General features: G+C 51.8%; 15 protein-coding genes. 13 read left to right on the forward strand and 2 right to left on the reverse strand.

Annotated elements, in window-relative coordinates; genetic code table 11:
• Positions 1–18 precede the first annotated feature (18 nt).
• The 3 genes from AC0YOB_RS02440 (at position 19) to AC0YOB_RS02450 (ending at position 8,868) form a co-directional block, all read left to right on the forward strand.
• Positions 19–1,701, forward strand: coding sequence for an AMP-binding protein (locus tag AC0YOB_RS02440; RefSeq protein WP_475791389.1), 1,683 nt, complete (start codon positions 19–21; stop codon positions 1,699–1,701).
• Positions 1,702–1,757: 56 nt separating this feature from the next.
• Positions 1,758–2,177, forward strand: coding sequence for a PaaI family thioesterase (locus tag AC0YOB_RS02445; protein ID WP_475791390.1), 420 nt, complete (start codon positions 1,758–1,760; stop codon positions 2,175–2,177).
• Positions 2,178–2,682: 505 nt separating this feature from the next.
• Complete coding sequence (locus AC0YOB_RS02450) at positions 2,683–8,868, forward strand: X2-like carbohydrate binding domain-containing protein (RefSeq protein WP_475791391.1); 6,186 nt, start codon at positions 2,683–2,685, stop codon at positions 8,866–8,868.
• Between the two features lie 82 nt (positions 8,869–8,950).
• Here AC0YOB_RS02450 and AC0YOB_RS02455 read toward each other — a convergent pair whose 3' ends face one another.
• Entirely contained in the window at positions 8,951–9,562 is a 612-nt protein-coding gene (locus tag AC0YOB_RS02455; protein WP_475791392.1) for a hypothetical protein, read from the reverse strand.
• A 507-nt stretch (positions 9,563–10,069) separates the two neighbouring features.
• Here AC0YOB_RS02455 and AC0YOB_RS02460 point away from each other — a divergent pair.
• From AC0YOB_RS02460 to AC0YOB_RS02485, 6 genes are all read left to right on the forward strand, one after another.
• Positions 10,070–10,348, forward strand: coding sequence for a hypothetical protein (locus AC0YOB_RS02460; RefSeq protein ID WP_475791393.1), 279 nt, complete (start codon positions 10,070–10,072; stop codon positions 10,346–10,348).
• Positions 10,349–10,549: 201 nt separating this feature from the next.
• Positions 10,550–11,389, forward strand: a complete 840-nt coding sequence (locus AC0YOB_RS02465; protein WP_475791394.1) for a phytanoyl-CoA dioxygenase family protein — start codon at positions 10,550–10,552, stop codon at positions 11,387–11,389.
• Positions 11,390–11,464: 75 nt separating this feature from the next.
• Positions 11,465–12,451, forward strand: coding sequence for an aldo/keto reductase (locus AC0YOB_RS02470; RefSeq protein WP_475791395.1), 987 nt, complete (start codon positions 11,465–11,467; stop codon positions 12,449–12,451).
• A gap of 288 nt (positions 12,452–12,739) precedes the next feature.
• Positions 12,740–13,168 (forward strand): MarR family winged helix-turn-helix transcriptional regulator, encoded by a 429-nt coding sequence (locus tag AC0YOB_RS02475; RefSeq protein ID WP_475791396.1) that lies wholly within the window; start codon positions 12,740–12,742, stop codon positions 13,166–13,168.
• A 106-nt stretch (positions 13,169–13,274) separates the two neighbouring features.
• A complete protein-coding gene (locus AC0YOB_RS02480; protein WP_475791397.1) occupies positions 13,275–13,826 on the forward strand; it encodes an NAD(P)H-dependent oxidoreductase in 552 nt (183 codons plus the stop codon).
• A gap of 177 nt (positions 13,827–14,003) precedes the next feature.
• Positions 14,004–14,786 (forward strand): sugar phosphate isomerase/epimerase family protein, encoded by a 783-nt coding sequence (locus tag AC0YOB_RS02485; RefSeq protein WP_475791398.1) that lies wholly within the window; start codon positions 14,004–14,006, stop codon positions 14,784–14,786.
• A gap of 21 nt (positions 14,787–14,807) precedes the next feature.
• Here the strand turns inward: AC0YOB_RS02485 and AC0YOB_RS02490 are convergent, their stop codons facing one another.
• Complete coding sequence (locus tag AC0YOB_RS02490) at positions 14,808–15,044, reverse strand: hypothetical protein (protein WP_475791399.1); 237 nt, start codon at positions 15,042–15,044, stop codon at positions 14,808–14,810.
• 210 nt (positions 15,045–15,254) lie between these two features.
• On the opposite strand from AC0YOB_RS02490, the gene AC0YOB_RS02495 reads away from it, so the two are divergent.
• The 4 genes from AC0YOB_RS02495 to AC0YOB_RS02510 all read left to right on the forward strand — a co-directional run bounded on the left by AC0YOB_RS02495 (position 15,255) and on the right by AC0YOB_RS02510 (position 19,450).
• Positions 15,255–15,692, forward strand: coding sequence for a hypothetical protein (locus AC0YOB_RS02495; protein ID WP_475791400.1), 438 nt, complete (start codon positions 15,255–15,257; stop codon positions 15,690–15,692).
• A 515-nt stretch (positions 15,693–16,207) separates the two neighbouring features.
• Positions 16,208–17,557, forward strand: coding sequence for an ABC transporter substrate-binding protein (locus AC0YOB_RS02500; protein WP_475791401.1), 1,350 nt, complete (start codon positions 16,208–16,210; stop codon positions 17,555–17,557).
• Positions 17,558–17,633: 76 nt separating this feature from the next.
• A complete protein-coding gene (locus tag AC0YOB_RS02505; protein ID WP_475785344.1) occupies positions 17,634–18,575 on the forward strand; it encodes a carbohydrate ABC transporter permease in 942 nt (313 codons plus the stop codon).
• The gene (locus AC0YOB_RS02510; RefSeq protein ID WP_210043953.1) at positions 18,572–19,450 is read left to right on the forward strand and encodes a carbohydrate ABC transporter permease; all 879 of its coding nucleotides are present in this window, start codon (positions 18,572–18,574) and stop codon (positions 19,448–19,450) included. The genes AC0YOB_RS02505 and AC0YOB_RS02510 overlap by 4 nt, the downstream gene beginning before the upstream one ends.
• Positions 19,451–19,469: the final 19 nt, after the last annotated feature.

The raw sequence follows: 19,469 nt of genomic DNA on the forward strand, positions 1-19,469 counted from the left end.
CCAATGAGGTGAAGGGGCATGGCACATAGACCGTGGTTGTCTCATTATCCGAAGGAAGTACCGTCAACCTATCCGTATCCCAAAAAAAATCTGGCCGACTTTCTCATTCAGTCAACGGCCAATTATCCGAATCATACGGCGCTGCATTTTATGGGGAAGGACATGAAATATGCCGATCTGCTCGAGGGGGCGTACCGGTTCGCTCATGTCGTCCGCAAGCTGGGTGTCGCACGGGGGGACAGGGTGGCCATTATGCTGCCCAATTGTCCCCAGCTGGTTATTGCCTATTATGGCGTTCTGCTGGCCGGAGCCGTCGTGGTGATGACCAATCCCCTCTATATGCCGCGGGAGCTTCAGCATCAGCTGCGGGATTCCGGCGCTTCCGTCATTCTGACGCTGGATCTGCTGCACCGGAAGGTGAAGGATATTTTACCGCAAACGGGGCTTCGGCATGTTATCATCACATCGATCAAGGATTATCTGCCGTTCCCGAAGAATCTGCTGTACCCGCTCAAGGCGAAGAAGGACGGAATGAATCTCGATGTCGCCTATGAAGACGGGGTCCATTCCTTCGTCAAGCTGATGTATGATTCCTCCCGATCGCCCGTGCATACCGATGTGGATGCCGAGAATGATTTGGCCCTGCTCCAGTATACGGGCGGGACGACGGGGCTGGCGAAGGGCGTCATGCTTACGCATTACAATGTGATCGTCAACACGATCCAAACCAGTCTGTGGGCTTACCGGAGCAAGCCCGGCAAAGAACGCTACCTGGCAGCGCTTCCATTCTTTCATGTATTTGGCCTGACGGTTCTGCTCAACCAGTCCGTCCTGCTTGGAGGCAGTCTGATTCTCGTACCGCGTTTCGATGTGAACCAGCTTCTGCCGCTGATTTCCAGGGTGAAGCCAACCGTATTTCCGGGAGCGCCTACCATGTATATTGCGCTTATTAATCACAGCCGGATTCATAATTACGATCTGTCCTCGATCAATATGTGCATCAGCGGCGCGGCCTCCCTGCCGCATGAGGTCCAGCAGCGCTTTGAGGAGATGTCCGGCGGGCGTCTCATTGAAGGCTACGGGCTGACGGAAGCTTCCCCGGTGACGCATGCCAACAATGTGTGGGAGAAGCGCAAGACAGGCTCGGTCGGTATTCCGTTTCCCGACACGCTGGCCAAAATCATTGATCCCAAAACTGGGGATGAGCTCCCTGCCGGTGAAATCGGCGAGCTTGCAGTCAGCGGACCACAGGTGATGAAGGGCTATTGGAATGCGCCGGACGAGACTGCGAAAGTACTCAAGGGCGGTTGGCTTCACACCGGAGATATGGCGCGTATGGATGAAGACGGGTTCTTCTATATGATGGACCGCATCAAAGACATCATTATCGCCAGCGGCTATAATATTTACCCCCGGGAGATCGAAGAGGTCCTGTTCGAGCATCCTGATATTGAAGAAGCGGCGGTACTGGGCATCCCGGACAACTACCGGGGAGAAACGGTCAAGGCTTTCGTTGTGTTGAAGCCGGGGGCCAGGTTGGATGAAAAGGACTTGAAGGAATGGTGCAGGCAGCGGCTTGCGGCCTATAAGGTTCCTCATCTGGTTGAATTCCCCGCAAGTCTGCCCAAAACATTGGCTGGCAAGGTGCTGCGCCGCAAATTGATCGAGGAAGATGAGGAGCGGCAGGAAAAGAGAGACTGACAATCCGGGTGATAGAGCGCAGCATATAGAGTAAGCCTTGGCCGGGGAGGAATTCGATGAGCATGATGAATGATCGGTTGGAAAAGTTGTCGGAGCAGGCCCGGCATACCTTCTGGGGCTATCTGGGCTGCGAGCTGGCATATATGGACGAGAACAAGGTTATTGTCACCCTGGATGTCAAGGAGCATCATTTGAATTTAATCGGCATCCTTCATGGCGGTGTGCATACCGCGCTGCTCGATTCGGCGATGGGACTTGTGGTTATGGCCGCAAGACCGGAGGAGGATATGGTCACTTCAAATCTGAATATTCATTTCACCTCGCCGGCCCGGCCGGGAATTGTGACGGCTGAGGCGGAAATCGTGCATATGTCGGGTAAAATGATCACAGCGCAGGGTACCATCCGAAGCGCGGCGGATGTGCTTTGTTCCATGGCGACGGCATCCTTCCGCGTCATCGAGAGAAAATCCCAATAAAAAGGCGATGCGGGCTGCCGCATTCTAAACTCCACTGGCTGACTTTAAGCCGGTGGAGTTTTTTTGTCAGGGCATTCAACCAGAACATGGCCGCAGCGGCGGTTGAACTTTCTGAAACCATCGAAAGGACGTGTTCGAGCAGCCTGTCTTTTTCACCGGACTTTTAGAGGGTGCAGCAGCTAACTTTGCCGCGATGAGCGGCGGGAGCTTGTTTCTTTCTCGTCCAGTCTGGCACAATCAGGAAAATTGGTCGCTGCGCGAGAGATTGAACCCTGTGAAATGGGGAAAGTTGTACCTAAATGACGTAATTGTACCTACCTCATGGAAGAGAAACCCATTATGATTGGACCTGAAGAAAGCGCTGTCAAATGGATGGCTTGATGCCGCGTGACAGGAGAGGGGGACCCGAGGTGCGGCGAAAAAGAAGCTGCTTTGAAACGTAGAGCATCAGAGCATCCAATACATGGAGAGCGCCACCAATTCCACAAGCTAAAGGAGTAGAATAATGCAGAATTGGAAGAAAAGAACCCGTTTGGTGCTACTCGCCCTGATCATTGTTATTGTCCAGATTGGCGTCTTGACGCCGCAGCCCCGCCCCGTCGAGGCCGCTGACAACGGACTTGGCGCGAAGCCTTATATGGGCTGGAGCAGCTACAGCATGCAGGTCTATACGACGGGCTCATGGATTACCGCTGCCAATATCAAAGCGCAATCCGATGCCATGCACGAGAAGCTTCAAGCCTATGGCTACAACTACATAAATGTCGATGCAGGCTGGAATGGGGGCATGGACGGTTATGGCCGGCCTGTTCCCAGTACGACCTTATATCCGGACGGGCTTCAGGATGTAATTGATCATGTTCATAATAACGGTCAAAAATTCGGTCTTTATATGATTCCGGGCTTGTCTCCCCAAGCGCTGGACGATAATCTGCCGATTTACGGCACTGCCTGCCATATGCAGGACATTGTGAAAATGCCGCTCGAAAAGGCGGATTATTGGGGCCTGGGCTATAAAATCGATTTCTCGCAGCCCTGTGCGCAGAGCTATATCACTTCCATTGCCGATTTGCTCGGCTCCTGGGGCGTCGATTTTCTGAAATTCGACAGCGTTACGCCGGGATCGGGCATCTCCGATCTTTCCCTTGATGCCCGCGATGACGTCAAGGCGTGGTCAGAGGCGCTGGCTCCGCATCATATTTGGCTTGAGCTGTCATGGGCGCTCGATATCAAATATGCGGATACCTGGAAAAAATACGCGAACGGATGGCGCGTGGACTGGGATATTGAATGCTACTGCGGAACCGGCGGATTGACCGCATGGCCTAGTATTGCCCGTCTGTTCCCGAAGGCGGAGCAGTGGTGGAGGCATGCAGGAGCGGGAGGGTGGAATGACTTTGACTCCCTGAATGTCGGGAATGGAGCGATGGACGGCATCACCCCTGATGAGCGGAGGACAGCCATGTCATTATGGGCGATGTCTTCAGCGCCGCTTTATATCGGCAATGACATGACGAATCTGGACAGCTACGGCATCGAGCTGCTGACCAATGAGGAGGTCATCGCGGTTAATCAGGCCGGCAAACCGGCGCATCCTGTTTCGACGGCTGCCGACCAGCAGGTATGGTATGCCAATAACGGTGATGGCACCTACACGGTGGGGCTGTATAATCTCGGAAGCTCCAGCGCAACGGTAACTGTGAACTGGAACGATATCGGCCTTACAGGACCGGCCTCCGTACGCGATTTATGGAGCCATACCGAGCTGGGATCGTTTGATACCGGCTACAGCTCCGTCGATTTGCCATCACACGGCTCACGTTTGTTTAAAGTGACTGCCGGAGGCGGTACATCACTGGTCAATGACGATGATACCGGAATTTCGTATACAGGCTCCTGGCATCGCAACGGCGGGAGCGAACTGGCGGCAGCCTCGCAGAATCTGGCGGTTGAGGTAGGCGACCCCGCTGCTCCGAACAGCACTATTAATCCGTCTGCGGCTGACTTCGACAAGAAGGAATCGGAGCAGGCCGATGTAACGGCAACGGTCGCCTTGAACGGAAATGAATTGATCCGTATTACGAATGGCGCTGCGGTATTAACGGCCGGCACCGACTATACGATTGCGGATGATGAGGTTGCGATCAAGAAGGAGTATCTGGCAGCGCAGCCGCTTGGAACAACCAATCTGACCTTCGCCTTCAGCGGCGGAGCAGCAAGGACGCTTGCTGTCACAATCAAGGATACGACGACCCGGAACAGCGCCGTCAATCCGCCGACAATCAGCTTTGACAAGAAACAATCGGCTCAGGCTGATGTGTCAACGACGATGGAGCTCAGGGGAAATCAACTGGACAGTATCGCCATGAACGAATCTGCGCTGGAGGAGGGCACCGACTATACGGCTGCCGGCAGCGTGGTCACCTTCAAGAAAGCATTCCTGGCAAGCTTGCCGGAAGGAACGACCAGCCTGGCCTTCAGCTTCGACAAGGGAGCTGACAAGAACGTAACCCTCGTTATAAAAGATTCTTCCGCAGGCGGCTCCATATCCGTCAACGATGACGATGCGGGAATCCGTTATGAAGGAGCCTGGAACCGCAGCTACAACAGGGGACTCGGGGATTACAAGGACGATGTGCATTTCCTGGAAAACAACGGTGAATATATGGAATATCCGTTTACGGGAACCGGAATCGAATTATATTCGGAATTGGATCCATCCCAGGGCGATATCGATATCTACGTGGACGGGGACTTCAAGCAAACCGTCAGCACTTCAAACGCGGGCCGGTTGGCCAATCAAAGCGTCTATCATATTGCGGGGCTCTCCGACGGGCCGCATACGCTCAAGGCGGTGAAGAAATCGGGTGTCTTTATGCTTGTGGATCAGCTGAAGGTCACACTGCCTGATCTGATTGCCCCGCAATCCGCTAATTTTGACAAGGCCGCTTCGGAACAGGCTGATGTTACGGCTGCCATCGCGGCGGGCAGAACGTTAAGCGGCATCTCCGGTAACGGAGCTCCATTAGCAGCTGGCACTGACTATGCTGTGACGGACGATCAGGTCATGATCAAGAAAGAGTATTTGGCTGCCAGGCCGGTCGGAACCGTCAATCTTATCTTCTCCTTCAGTGGCGGAGCCGAGCAGGTTCTTGCCATCGAAGTAGCGGATTCTGAAGCTCAGAACAGCATGATCAGCCCGGCTGAAGCGAGCTTTGACAAGAACACGGCGGAACAGGCTGATGTCACGACAACGCTGATACTGGCTGGCAATACGCTGGCTGGCATTACGAGCGGCGGTACTCCGCTGGTAGCGGGAACCGACTACACGACAGACGGCGATCTGGTCACGATCAAGAAGGGATATCTTGCAGCAAGACCGGCGGGAGCAGCCAAGCTGATCTTCTCTTTCAGCAGAGGCGCGTCGCAAACGCTGTCCATCTCCATCAGCGATACGACTGCCCAGAACAGCACGATCAGTCCGGCAGCCGCGAGCTTCGATCAGAAGCAGCCGGCACAGTCCGATATCACGACGACGCTGACACTGGGAGCGAACAGCTTTAGCGGGATAGACAATGCGGGAACGCCGTTGATAGATGGCACTGATTACACGGTCTCCGGCAGCGTGGTTACGATCAAGAAGGAATATCTGGCCGCCCGGCCGATCGGAATGGCGAATTTAACCTTCTCCTTCAGTGCAGGCCAGCCTCAGACCCTGGCGGTAACGGTTAGAGATACGGCGCGCGGCCGTTATATTCCGGTTAACAATGATGATCCGGACATATTCTACGACGGCGCGTGGCAGCTTGGCCGCAACAGAGGTCTCGGCGATTACAAGGATGATGTGCAGTACACCGAGGTTACCGGCGATTCCTTCGAATATGCCTTCAAGGGAACCGGTATTGAAATCATTACCGAGAAGGATTCCTCACAGGGCGATATGGATATTTATGTGGATGGAGAGCTGCAGCAAACCGTCAGCGCCTACAGCCCAAGCAGGCAGGTTCAGCAGCCCGTGTTCAGCATTGCGGGTCTTGCCGATGGTCCCCACACCATCAAGGCCGTGAAGAAAAATGGCTACTATATGCTGTTGGATCAGCTGCGGGTACGTGTCTCAGACCTGATTAGTCCGGATACGGCAAGCTTCGACAAGTCGGGACCGGCACAAGCCGATGTGACGGCTGCGCTTGCCATCGACGGAAGCGGCCTGCTTGGCATATCCAATGGCAATGAGGCACTGGTACCGGGAGAGGACTATACGGCATCCGGCAATCAGGTCACGATCAAGAAAGAATACCTGGCTTCACAGCCGGTGGGCACCACTTACCTGAGCTTCTCCCTGCGCGGAGATTACCAGAATGATGTGCATGCCACCGAAGCGAATGGCGACTATTTTGAATATCCCTTTACCGGTACGGGAATTGATTTTATCTCGGCCAAAGACTCTTCACTCGGGGACATCGATATTTATGTGGACAATGAGTTCAAGCAAACGGTGAGCGCGCACAGCGACAGCCGTCAGACCCAGCAAGCATTGTTCAGTATTTCCGGATTAACCAATGGTCCGCATACGATCAAGGGCGTGAAGAAATCGGGAGCCTACATGCTGGTGGACGGCTTGAGGTTCAGCGTAACCTCGGTCGAAGATGAGGATTTGGCGGCAGTGGAGCAGGATAAGACGGAGCTTGCGGTTGGGCTGGCAGAAGGTGATCAGGCCGATCGCGTCACCCGGCCGGTCACGCTTCCTGCTCTGGGAGCCGCCGGCTCCGGGATCACCTGGACTTCAACCCGGCCGGATATTATCAACCCGCAGACGGGGAATATTACCCGGCCGTCCAGAACGGAAGAGGATGCTGTTGTCACTCTGGAGGCGTTGATCAAGAAGGGAGCAGCGGCAGCAAGCAGGACCTTTATGCTGACCGTTCCCCGCTCCGATTCCGCACAGCTGGGGATCGCGTTCACCGAGAATGATTATTCGCTGCAGGTCGGTCAAACGAAGCCGACTGTTGTAACGGCGACCTATGAGGGCGGCAGTCAGGTTGTGATTGCGGACGGCATCGTGTATACGATGGCTGATCCGACGATTGCACAAGTGAGCGCAGACGGCAGCATAAGCGGCGTTTCGCAAGGGGAAACGGTCATTTCCGCCGTGTACAATGGATTCGCTGCTCAGGCGGCGATTCATGTAAAGGCTGGAGACACTCCGGAAGCCCCGCAGCTGTCAGGCTTAAGCTTCTCGAAGCCGGAGTATGCCATCATTAACGGTGAATCGCTGAATGCGCAGGTGGCGGCTGTCTACGATGACGGGACCGAGTCCAATATTTCTGAATATGCGCAGTATCAAATAGCGGATCCATCGGTTGCGAGCGCAGAGAAGGGCGGCAAGCTGACAGGAACGGCCGGCGGCAAAACCGTTGTGACCGCCACCTATGGCGGACTTGCTGCCGAGGCCAGCATTGTCGTAATCCAGTCCGGTAATCCGGGCTCCGGAGGGAACGGTTCTGTCTTGCCGGACCCGGGCACGGATGATTCTGCATCCGATTACACGCTGGATCTGATTGATCCAGAGGGCAATAAACTAACCGTCAAAGTCAACATGGAACGGGTCAAGGAAGGCATCGTGACCCTGGCAGCAGGAGAGGGCGGGGGAAGATTCCAGCTGACCGCCGGGCTTCTGAACGCAATCCGAACGGCAAATCCGGACAGCATCGTAGAATTCCAGCTTCCAGCCGCCGCAATCAAGCTTCCGCTTGGCGAGCTTGATTTGCAGAAGCGGCTTGCCGCAGCCGGTCTGGAAGGATCGCAGTGGCATTTGGAGGTCGTAGCCCAGCAGCTGGACTCTTCGGACGAAGGCGGTTTGAGCAGCGGATTCCAGAAGGATAAGCTGTCGCAGCCCGTTCGTTTCCAATTATTTATTGCTGATGGAGAAGGCAAGTCCGTTCCTGTGACTGCCTTTGATAGCTATGTGGAAAGAACAATCACTGTGGACAAAACGGAGATCCCCGATTCGGCATCGGCGGTTTGGTTCGATGAACAGGGAGAATACCGCTTCGCGCCAGCGACCTTTGAGGCCGCTAACGGACAAACAATCGTCACGATCAAGAGCAAGGGAACAGGGACGTTTGCTCTGATCCAGCATCCGGTCAGCTTCCCGGATATGGATCAGCATTGGGCAGAGCAGGCTGTGAATCTCCTGGCATCCAAGATGATCGTCCAAGGCCGGGATGCAGGGGGCTTCGATCCCAGAGGAGCCATCACCCGTGCGGAGGTTTCCGCGCTGTTGATCAGAGCATTAGGCCTTGAAAATCAGCAGGGTGACTCCGTATTCCCGGATGTTTCGGGCCAGTGGTACGATTCCAGCGTGCTTGCCGCCTATCAGGCAGGGCTTATACAGGGCTACGCGGACGGATCGTTCAAACCGGATGCCCCGATCACGCGTGAAGAACTGGCGGCTATTCTGATGCGCGCCGTTGATTACGCCGGAACTCCGGCGGTCAATCCGGCACAGCCGGGAACCTACAACGATTCCGGCAAAATCTCCGCCTGGGCACAGGAGGCTGTCAATGAAGCCACAGGCCTTGGCATTATTCAAGGGGATGAGGACGGGGCCTTCAAGCCGGATGCCTTATCCACCAGAGCGGAGACAGCTTTGATGCTCTACAGAATGCTGGATAAATTATCGTTTATTTAAAATGGCATTGATGAAGACAAAAAGCACCGATCCGAGGGGATTGGTGCCTTTTTGCATCTTCGCATGAACATCTGAAAGTGATCTAACGGCGTCGCTTTCTCACTAATATTATGATGGTGCCGCCAATCAATATCACAGCCGCTGTCAGGATTGTCAATGTGGAGGAGAAGTCATCGGGTATCTCCGCATGATCGCCCTCTTGTTCGAGCATCGCGGATTCTGGCGCGTTTACAGGAGACGGTGGATATCCGGTTCCCAGAACCGCCAATTGCTTGCTCGCCGATGACAGGGGGAGAGTCATGTCGCAAATTGTGGTTTCCAGATGCCCCGATTTCTCGTAGCCGGAAATGAGGTACTCGCTGCCGATCTGAAAACCCTCATATCCGCAGCTCGCCGAGCTCATTGCCGTGTAGACGGCTGTGCGGCTGCCAACCTTGCCCTTCCATACTTTGGTTACCTCGAACCCGATCTGGACGAGATCTGCTGAAGACATCATTCGTTTCTGCTTTGGCGGAGTAACCTTCGTCACTTTGCCTGCAAAAATTGCTGATTTGCGTTCCAGCTCATCCTCTACCTGCTGAGCAGCGGGTGTAAGGGCGCAGGAGCAGGCAAAGACGGCTTCCGGTCTTGCAGTAATAGCGGCACTTAACATGATAACCAAGCCAAGGACAATAAAGACCCGTTTCTTGAACAAAATCATCACCCCTTAAGCCTATAGACGGCAGAAGTATCCTATAAGTTTCCAGGATGCTTTGCTGTAGACAGCAAAGGAGTACTGATAAGTTTCCAGGATGCTTTGCTGTAGACAGCAAAGGAGTACTGATAAGTTTCCAGGATGCTTTGCTGTAAACAGCAAAGGAGTCCTGATAAGTTTCCAGGATGCTTTGCTGTAAACAGCAAAGGAGTCCTGATATATTTCCAGGATGCTTTGCTGTAAACAGCAAAGGAGTCCTGATATATTTCCAGGATGCTTTGCTGTAAACAGCAAAGGAGTACTGATATATTTCCAGGATGCTTTGCTGTAAACAGCAAAGGAGTCCTGATATATTTCCAGGATGCTTTGCTGTAAACAGCAAAGGAGTCCTGATATATTTCCAGGATGCTTTGCTGTATTGGAATCTTTCCCTGTCCAATGTCTTTCCTCCAGTATGACCGGTATGTTAGGATGAAGGAATTAATCCGTGTTGAATGGAGTGCTTCTATGAGTAAAGGACGAGTATGGAATAAAGGCAAACATAATGGCGGAGGCGGAAAGTCAGACAGGAGCGGCAGCATAGCCCCGGCAGCCTCCACGGAGGCAAATGCCGTTTCGGGCATCCAGGCGGGCGCAGCCGAAGGGGGCAGCGAAGTTCCGGATACACGGGGAAACCGCGTCATGCGGATGAACCGCGAGAACTGGGTGGAACGGCCGGCCCGGGTCGTCCCGAGGAAGAAGCCTGATGCCGGCGGTTCTGCTCCTGATGATAGCAAGAATCTATAAATATTGATCATCACTGGATGTTTATACAGAACAGCAGCCACCGCTCATTGCATGAGTACGGTGGTTTTTGAGCATTCATTTGTGAGGGTTTGCTTCTACGAATCCGGAGGAAAAGAATATTATTCATGGCAATACACTTCATTCTGTGAAATAATAGGCAGAGTATGGATGGATTATAAATTTATTAGGAGGTTGTTTAAAATGCCAATGGATTCAACTTCTCTCCAGTATTCGCTGACGGAGGAAGAACGCCAGACATTTAATGAAACCGGTTACCTGATAATTGAAAACGTTCTCTCGGAAGATCAAATCGCAGCTTTGACCGAACAAGTTGACCGCATTCACGCAGATAGTCTGGAGAAGGGGCTGGAACCGAACAAGGCCATGTTCCATCCTGATTTTATTCCGGATCATCCATTATTTCTGGATCTCGTTGATTATGAGAAAATTTTGCCCAAGGTATGGGGATTGCTGGGCTGGAATATTTATTTGTACCATTGCCATCTGATCGTCACCCCGCCAACCGGTCAACCGAAAAACAATAAAACCTTCGGCTGGCACCAGGACAGCGGCAGGGTGAACAAGGATATCGAGACTCACCCGCGTCCGCGGCTCTCGCTCAAGGTCGCTTACTTCCTGTCGGATATGACGGAGCCGGACCGGGGGAACTTCTGGATCATCCCGAACAGTCATCTGAAGGACGAGATGCCTCTCCCGCAGAATGGCGACGGACAGCCCGAAGGTGCAATACCGGTGCGGGTGAAGCCGGGAACGGCGGTGTTTTTTGACCGGCGTCTGTGGCATTCGGCAAGTCCGAACTGGTCGGAGATTACCCGCAAGGTGCTTTTCTATGGCTACGCTTACAGATGGATTCGCACGAAAGACAATATGACAGTCGCAAGTCTCCTTGCCCAAAGCGATCCTATCCGCCGTCAGATGCTCGGGGATGGAGTGAACTGCAACGGCTATTTTACGCCAACGGATGAGGATGCCCCGCTTCGCGTCTGGCTGAGCGAGAATGATCCGAATTTTGAGAAATAGGGAACGGCGGTACTGTTCGAATGGTCTGTGCAAACCTCGCGGAACAAACAAATATACTTTCTGGAAGGTGAACTCATGGATTACCGCACATTAGGCAGAACAGGCATTCAGGTGTCGAGCCTCTGTTTTGGAACGATGTCCTTCGGCAGCATTGCGGATGAAGCAACGTCGATGGATATGTTCAAGAGCTGCCGGGAGGCGGGAATCAATTTCTTCGACTGCGCGGATGCTTACGCCGGTGGCCGCTCGGAGGAGATATTGGGCAAATGTATAGCGGGGAGCCGGAACGATCTTGTCCTTACCTCCAAATTCTATTTCCCGACGGGAAAGGATGTGAACGCCGGGGGGATGTCGCGGCGTCATATGATGCTGTCGATCGAAGGAAGCCTCAAGCGGCTGGGGACCGACTGGCTCGATATATACTTCGTGCATCATTTTGATTCGCGTACAGCTATGGAAGAGACGCTGCGCGCTTTGGACGATTTGCAGAGGCAGGGCAAAATCCTCTATCCGGCTGTGAGCAACTGGGCCGCCTGGCAAATAGCCAAGGCGCTTGGCATCTCGGCCCAGAAGGAGCTGGCCCGTTTTGAATGCATCCAGCCGATGTACAATCTGGTGAAGCGCCAGGCTGAGGTGGAAATTCTGCCTCTGGCGCAGTCCGAGCAGCTGGGCGTTATCAGCTACAGCCCGCTGGCGGCGGGACTGCTGACAGGAAAATATAACAGCGGCCAAAAGCCGGCGCAGGGAAGGTTCATCGAGCAGGTCGGCACACAAAAAAGATATGAAGGGCAGGCTTATTTTGATGCAGCCGCCGATTTCAACAAGTACGCTGCGGAGCACGGAGAGCATGCCGCAGCTTTGGCTATTGCCTGGGTCATGGCGCATCCCGGCATTACCGCTCCGATCATCGGCGCCCGCAATATGGAGCAGTTGAGTCCGCTGCTTGGCGCTGCCGATATCGTCATGACTCCCGAACGTCGGGCGGAGATATCCGCTTTGTCCATTGCCCCGCCTCCGGCGACTGACCGGAGCGAGGAATTGCAGGCAGGCGGGAAGTCCTGACAAGAAATCATGACCCGCTTGCGGCCGGGAGAGCAAGTCGGTTGCCGGTCCAGAAAGGGTATACCTCGCTTCGGATATGAAAACATATTCATGTTAGAAGCATCCTAACAGGTGGATTTTGCTAAAATCCAGGAAGAAATCTGCTCAGCCGTCAATGTCGGCGAGGCAGGTTTCTTCCTTTTTTATGCCAAACCGGAGGAGCGGCAGATCCTATTGACAAGATGCAGGAATTCATCTATATTCGTTGTACATACAATGATGGCTAGAGCGAAAGGAGGGCACTGAAACATGGCAGACGATAGTTTCCTTCACGATTGCTTGTTTTTCACGGCTAACCGCCTTAGCCGCGCCATAACCAAACTGGCGGAGGATGAATTCGCGATGACGGGCCTGACACCGATGTACGGGTATCTCATCCGCCTTGTAATTGGCACACCGGGCATCTCTCATAAGGAATTGTCAGAGAAGCTGTCCGTCACATCTTCCACGCTTACCCGCTTCATAGACAAATTAGAGAGCAAGCAGCTGGTAGAACGGAATGTACAGGGGAAGAATGTATTTCTTTATCCAACGGTCAAAGCCAAAGAGCTCGAGGGTACAATCCGACAGGCATCGAAAAACATGCATATGCGATATGAGGCTTTAATTGGTTTGGAAACCTCCAGGCAAATGACCAAAGAAATTGAAGCCATGAGTGTGCAGCTGGAAGAAGATTAATTTTTTTATTTATATGATGTATGTACATACATCATATGAAGAAACGAGTACGATTCCAGTTTTTTGTAAATAACAAAATAAACTTAAATAAAGGAGTTTTTTTAAAATGGCGACCATAGGAAAAGTTCTCGCAATCATCGCTCATCCCAATCTGGGCCAGTCCAGAATCAACAAACGACTGGCGGAAGAACTGGAGGCAAGGGGAAATGTCACTGTGCACCGGCTGTATGAGGCATACCCGGATGAGATTATTGATGTTGAACAGGAACAGGGGCTTCTGGAGACTCATGAGCGAATCGTGCTTCAATTTCCCTTCTACTGGTACAGCTCGCCTTCCTTGCTGAAGAAATGGATGGATGCTGTGCTGCAGCGAGGATGGGCTTACGGAACAGGCGGGGACAAGCTGCACGGGAAGGAGCTTGTTATTGCAATTTCCTCGGGAGGGGGGGCCGCCTCTTATCAGTCGGGAGGGTTTCACCATTATTCCTACAGTGAGCTGCTGCGGCCTTTCCAGGCAACGGCCAATCTGGTGGGTATGCTCTACAGGACTCCTCACATCGTCAGCGGCATAAGGGGCGTCAGCGATAGCCAGCTGGAACAGTTCGCCTTGGAGTATGCTGAATACATTGAGCGTCCGATTGATGCAAACGAGAAGTAATCCAGAAGCATTGCGATGCTGAGGCTGAGGGTGAAATTCTTCGCAGCTGGAGGGAAAAAGCTAACAGGGGATAAAAATATGGCTATATCCAGCATATCTTTGCAGGTCCGTCAGAGGTAAAGTGGTTGATAACGGCGGACATGCTCCGCCGATCATCCAAATACGGGAGGATTAACCATGAAATTGGGCATCATTGCCTCTCCTGAGGCAGCCAGCTTTCATCAGGCGAAGGAAACCGGCCTTGAATTTCTGGAATTCTGCATCAATATCGGCTCAGACCTGGACGCATTCATCGCCAGCGTGCCTGTATTAAAAGAGGCAAGCGGGCAAACAGGGGTGCAGGTGGGCTCTGTCGGGCGATGGGGCACCGACAGGATTGCCAAAGAAGGCATTGTGGAAGAGGAGCTCCAGGCATCCTATGCGCTGATCGATGCGGCGGCGGAGCTTGGCTGCCGGAATTTCGTGTGCGGCGTCAACTATGTAGAAGAATTGTCCTACTACGAGAACGTGACGCTTGCCATCGACTATTTCCGGAAACTGATTGAATACGGGACGCCAAAAGGCGTCGTCATATCCTCATACAACTGCAAATGGAATAATTTTGTCGATAATGATATGGCATGGACGATCATCCACGGTCATCTGCCTGAGCTCGGCATTAAATTCGATCCGTCGCATTCCCGCTACGCGGGCCGCGATTATCTGGTGGAGGCGGGCAAATGGGGCAGCCGGTTCCGCCATGTTCATATTAAAGGCTCCGTCATCATTGACGGAATTCGCTTTGACGATCCTCCTGCCGGGCTGGATCAGACGGACTGGGGCACGTTCATGGCTGTTCTGTATGCAAGCGGCTATGAGGGCGGCCTTAGCATCGAGCCGCATTCCAAGGTGTGGCACGGCGAGCTCGGCGACAAGGGCGTGAAATTTACGATAGGCTATATGAGATCCATGATGTTTTGAACAGGAATAAACCCTTATTAATCAAGGAAAACGGGACCTTTTTGGGTCCCGTTTTTGTATAAAGGTCACGAGAAGGTCGCATTCCTTGCAAAAATAAGCGCCTTTTAGAAGACCTGAGAAGTGAACATTCATCTTTTCTGGAACGTTCATTTGCATCGTCTCAGTGATGTGCAAATAGATTTTCAGCGCCGTCTTGGAACTATCATGGACAACTCGCTTCATGATTGTTGACAGATCAACGCCAGCCTCAGCTAACATGCTGACATGTGTATGGCGAAAGATATGTGCATTTGCCGATCAAACACGATTCGACATGAAAATAAGGATAAGGACTCTTATAGCACATGGTTATCTGTGGGATGATCTGGGTAGACGGTAAAACCAATTAGGGAGGTCTATTTATGAAAATGAAAAAGCTATTATGGAAACCCATGGCATGCTTAATTCAAAAACGGGGAGCTAATAAAATTGAAAATTAAAAAATGGTTCTGCTTAACACTAGTTTGTGCGTGTATATTATTATCCTCTCAGTCTGTGTTGGCTGACAGTTATGACGATGGGGTAACAACATGGGAAATATTAAAAAACACCAATGAATTTTATTCCGGCTATTTGGATTCGTCCGATGACGTGGATTTTTATAGATGGACCAATAACAGGGGTGGGAACGTTATTGCAACATTGCATGTGGCTTCACTTTACAAGAATTATGACATAGCTCAAATTGGTCAACGCGGCGATAGATTTGGGATAGATCATGGTTCATTGGGTGCAATTGATTCTGTTAGTATCAATGTAACAGCTGGTGATATGGTTTTTTGGAAGGTCGTACCACATACTTCAAACGACTTCAGTCTGACCCGGAATTATTGGACCTGGGTTAGCTATAAGTACCTTGAATACTAAACAATTAAGCGCAGCTCATTAGTTGAGTTGCGTTTTTTACCTTCCGCGGGAACGTGGCCCTAAAATAATGGTATTGGGGCTTACTCCTATGATTCAATGTCCGCCAAACGCAGGAAAAGATTTTGTATTATGGTAATTCGTAAAAGTAAGTGACTGATGAGAATTTAAAACTTAACTAAAATGCAATGCAAATTAGAAGGTAGCCCGAATTAGTGTTCAAGGCTTCCCGATGCCGGAAATGAACGAATATACTCAAAAGCAACCATCCGCAGATGCTGTTCACTGCGGATGGTTCTTTTTGCAGCTGAAAAACAGGCAGGGCAGAACAAAACGTCATTATCCGTCTTTAAAAATGGTGGATTACATGGTTTTTAAGAAAAGAAAGCGTTGACAATACGCTATAAATTGGGTATCTTAATTTTAAAGCCACGAAAAACAACAATATGAGCGAGAAAAGCGTCATAATCCGTCAATATTGTTGCCGGATGGCTTGGAAAAAGGGGAGGAAGCTGTAAATGAAGCTGAAAAAATCAATGTTTGTTCTTCTCGCGACCATGCTCGGCGCCAGTATATTCTTGTCGGCGTGCGGCAGCAACACAAGCAATACCGGCACAGGCAACACCGGCACAGGCAACACCAACACCTCTGCGGATTCAACCGGATCTTCGAAGGACAAGGTCACAATCGACTTCTGGACATTTTGGGGATCAGAGACACGCAAGCCAATCATCGAGAAAATTATTGACGATTTCAACAAATCGCAGGACCGCATCACAGTCAAACATACTTATTATCCGTTCGGCGACATTTGGACCAAAGAGCTGGCAGCAGTGGCCGCGGGGAATCCGCCGGATGTGATCGTGAATGACATCAACGCCACAAGCCAGCGCGCGGATAAGAACCAGAATACGAATTTGAGCGAATATTTGAAGAAAGACGATATTAAAGACCGCTTCTTCCCGCAATTATGGGATACCGTTATTTATAAAGACGAAGCTTACGCACTTCCTTTTACGACAGACACGAGAATGATGTTCTACAACAAGGACCAGTTCAAGGAAGCGGGCCTAGATCCGGAGAAGTTCCCGAATACATGGGCCGAGCTTGAAGAAGCAGCGGCGAAGCTCGATAAGAAGGATGGCGACAAATACACCCGGGTCGGTTACTCGCCGCAGTATGGAGGCTTCGATTGGGGCAGTATCGCGATGAATTTTGACAAAGGCATCAACTGGTTTGATCAGGACGGCAAGCCGGTCATCAACGACAAGGCGCATCTGGATGCGATGAATTATGTGCTGGATAATGCCAAGCGGATCGGGCAGAAGAACCTGGATAATTTCAAAGCGTCATTCGGCAGCAAGCAGGCGAATCCTTTTATCGCCGGTCAGGTATCGATCTGGCCAGAAGCCACAACGTTCTATACGCAGATCCGCGATTACGGCCAGAACCTGAACTATGGGGTTGCTCCGATCCCTGAGGTGGAGGACGGCTCCGGGCATTACAGCGTCGGCGGCGGCTTCGTTGTGGAAATTCCCAAGGGCGCGAAGCACCCGGACGAAGCATGGGAGTTCATGAAGTATCTCACCGATAAATCGGCTCAAACCTACTGGGCGGAAAAGAACTTTGACAGTGTAGCGAACAAGGAAGCGGCTAACGATCCGGAGCTGATGAAGAATCCGGTATATAAAGCGGCTGTCGACAATATGGAAGTCACCAAAATATTCCCGACGCCGGTCAATGCGCCAGACTTCCTGAACCTCATCAATCCGAATCGGGATGCGGCCATTCTGGGCCAGGTGCCTCCGCAGGAAGCGCTGGATAAAGCTCAGAAGGACGTTGAAAATCTGTTGGAACAAAATCAATAGCCATACTCTTGAGGGGAGTGGTTGCCAAACAATCGCTCTCCTCATTCATTGCCTCCCGACTCAGGCAGAAAGGGGAATGACCATGGCCTCAGCCGCCAATAAGAATAGAATGGGCTTGCAGCAGCGCAAGGAAGCAAGACAGGGCTTCATATTTGTATCTCCATGGATCATCGGTTTTCTGGTGTTCACGGCCGGTCCGCTGATTTTCTCGCTATATGCGAGCTTTACCAATTACGATATCACCTCGCGGCAGGAATGGATCGGAACGCAAAATTACACCAATATGTTCTTCCATGATCCCTTGTTCTGGAAGTCGCTGTACAACACGTTATATTATGTCGTCATCAGTGTGCCGCTTACCACGCTCGGCTCGCTTTTGCTGGCCGTTATGCTGAATCAGAAGATTCCCGGCATGAAGGTATTCCGGACGGTCTTTTATTTGCCTTCCATCCTCTCTGGCGTCGCTTTATATATCCTGTGGCAAATGCTTCTGACCCCGGGGACGGGCCTGATTAACGTCATGATCGGCTGGTTTGGCGTGGACGGTCCGGCCTGGCTGGTGGATCCGGTCTGGACGAAGCCGGCTATTATTCTCATGAAGCTGTGGAGCGTCGGCGGCGGGATGCTGCTCTATCTGGCCAGTCTCCAAAATGTGCCCGAGCAGCTGTATGAAGCATCCGAGATCGACGGTGCGGGTACGATCCGGCGTTTCTGGCATATTACCGTTCCCATGATCACGCCCGTGCTTTTATTTGAGCTCATCACCCACCTGATCGGAGCTTTTCAGATTTTTCAGGAAGGTTATGTGATGTCCAATGATATGAACGCTCCGGGGTCTCCCGTGAACTCGCTGTTATTCTTCAACCTGCATATGTTCCTGAAGGCCTTCAAGGTGTATGACATGGGCTATGCGATGGCAATGGCTTGGTTCCTGTTTGTGGTGGTTATCGTAATGACGATAATCAATATGCTGCTGTCTAAATATTGGGTTCACTACGAAGGGGGGGATAACCGATGAGCGTCAGAACCGCTGCTCCCGATACCCGTTACTTTCAAAGCCGCAGGACAAAGCAAAGAATAGGGAGGACCATTCTGCTGCTCGTACTGATCGGTTTCTCCATCATCATTCTCCTGCCTCTATGGTGGATGATCTCGACCTCGCTTAAATCGCTGACCGAGATTATGTCGTTCCCGCCGACCTGGCTTCCGAAGGTGATTCATTGGGAGAATTACGAGCTCGCCTGGAGCAAAGGCAATTTTGCCCGTTATACGCTCAATACCCTGTTTTTGGCCGCTGTCGGCGTTATATCGCATGTATTGTCCAACACGTTCATCGCCTATGGCTTTGCGAAGATCAAGTTCCCCGGGCGGGGCTGGTTGTTCTCGGTCATGCTGGGAACCATGATGATTCCAAGCTTCGTAACCCTGATTCCTCAATATATCATGTTCTCCAAGTTTCATTGGGTGGGGACCTATCTGCCGCTGACGGTTCCCGGTTTTTTCGGGGCGGCTTATCAGATATTCCTGATCCGCCAATTCTTTATGTCGATACCGAATGAATTGATCGAGGCTGCCAAGATCGACGGTGCAAACCATTATTATATTTGGTGGAAAATTATGATACCGCTCGCCAAACCGGCGGTTGTCGTTATTGCAATTATGACTTTCCAGGGCGCGTGGAACGATTTCCTCGGACCGCTCATTTACATTAACCAGGAATCGATGTTCAATCTGCAAATCGGACTGCAATCGTTCAAAGGTCAGGAAACGACGCAGTGGCATTATCTGATGGCGGGCTCGCTTATGGTCATGCTGCCGGTGATCGCGTTATTCTTTTTCTTCCAGCGTTATTTCATCGAAGGGATGAATATATCGTCCGGGACCAAGGGGTAGCAAAGCTTTTTGCAAAAAA

The organism is Paenibacillus sp. JT31N17 (assembly GCF_056269255.1).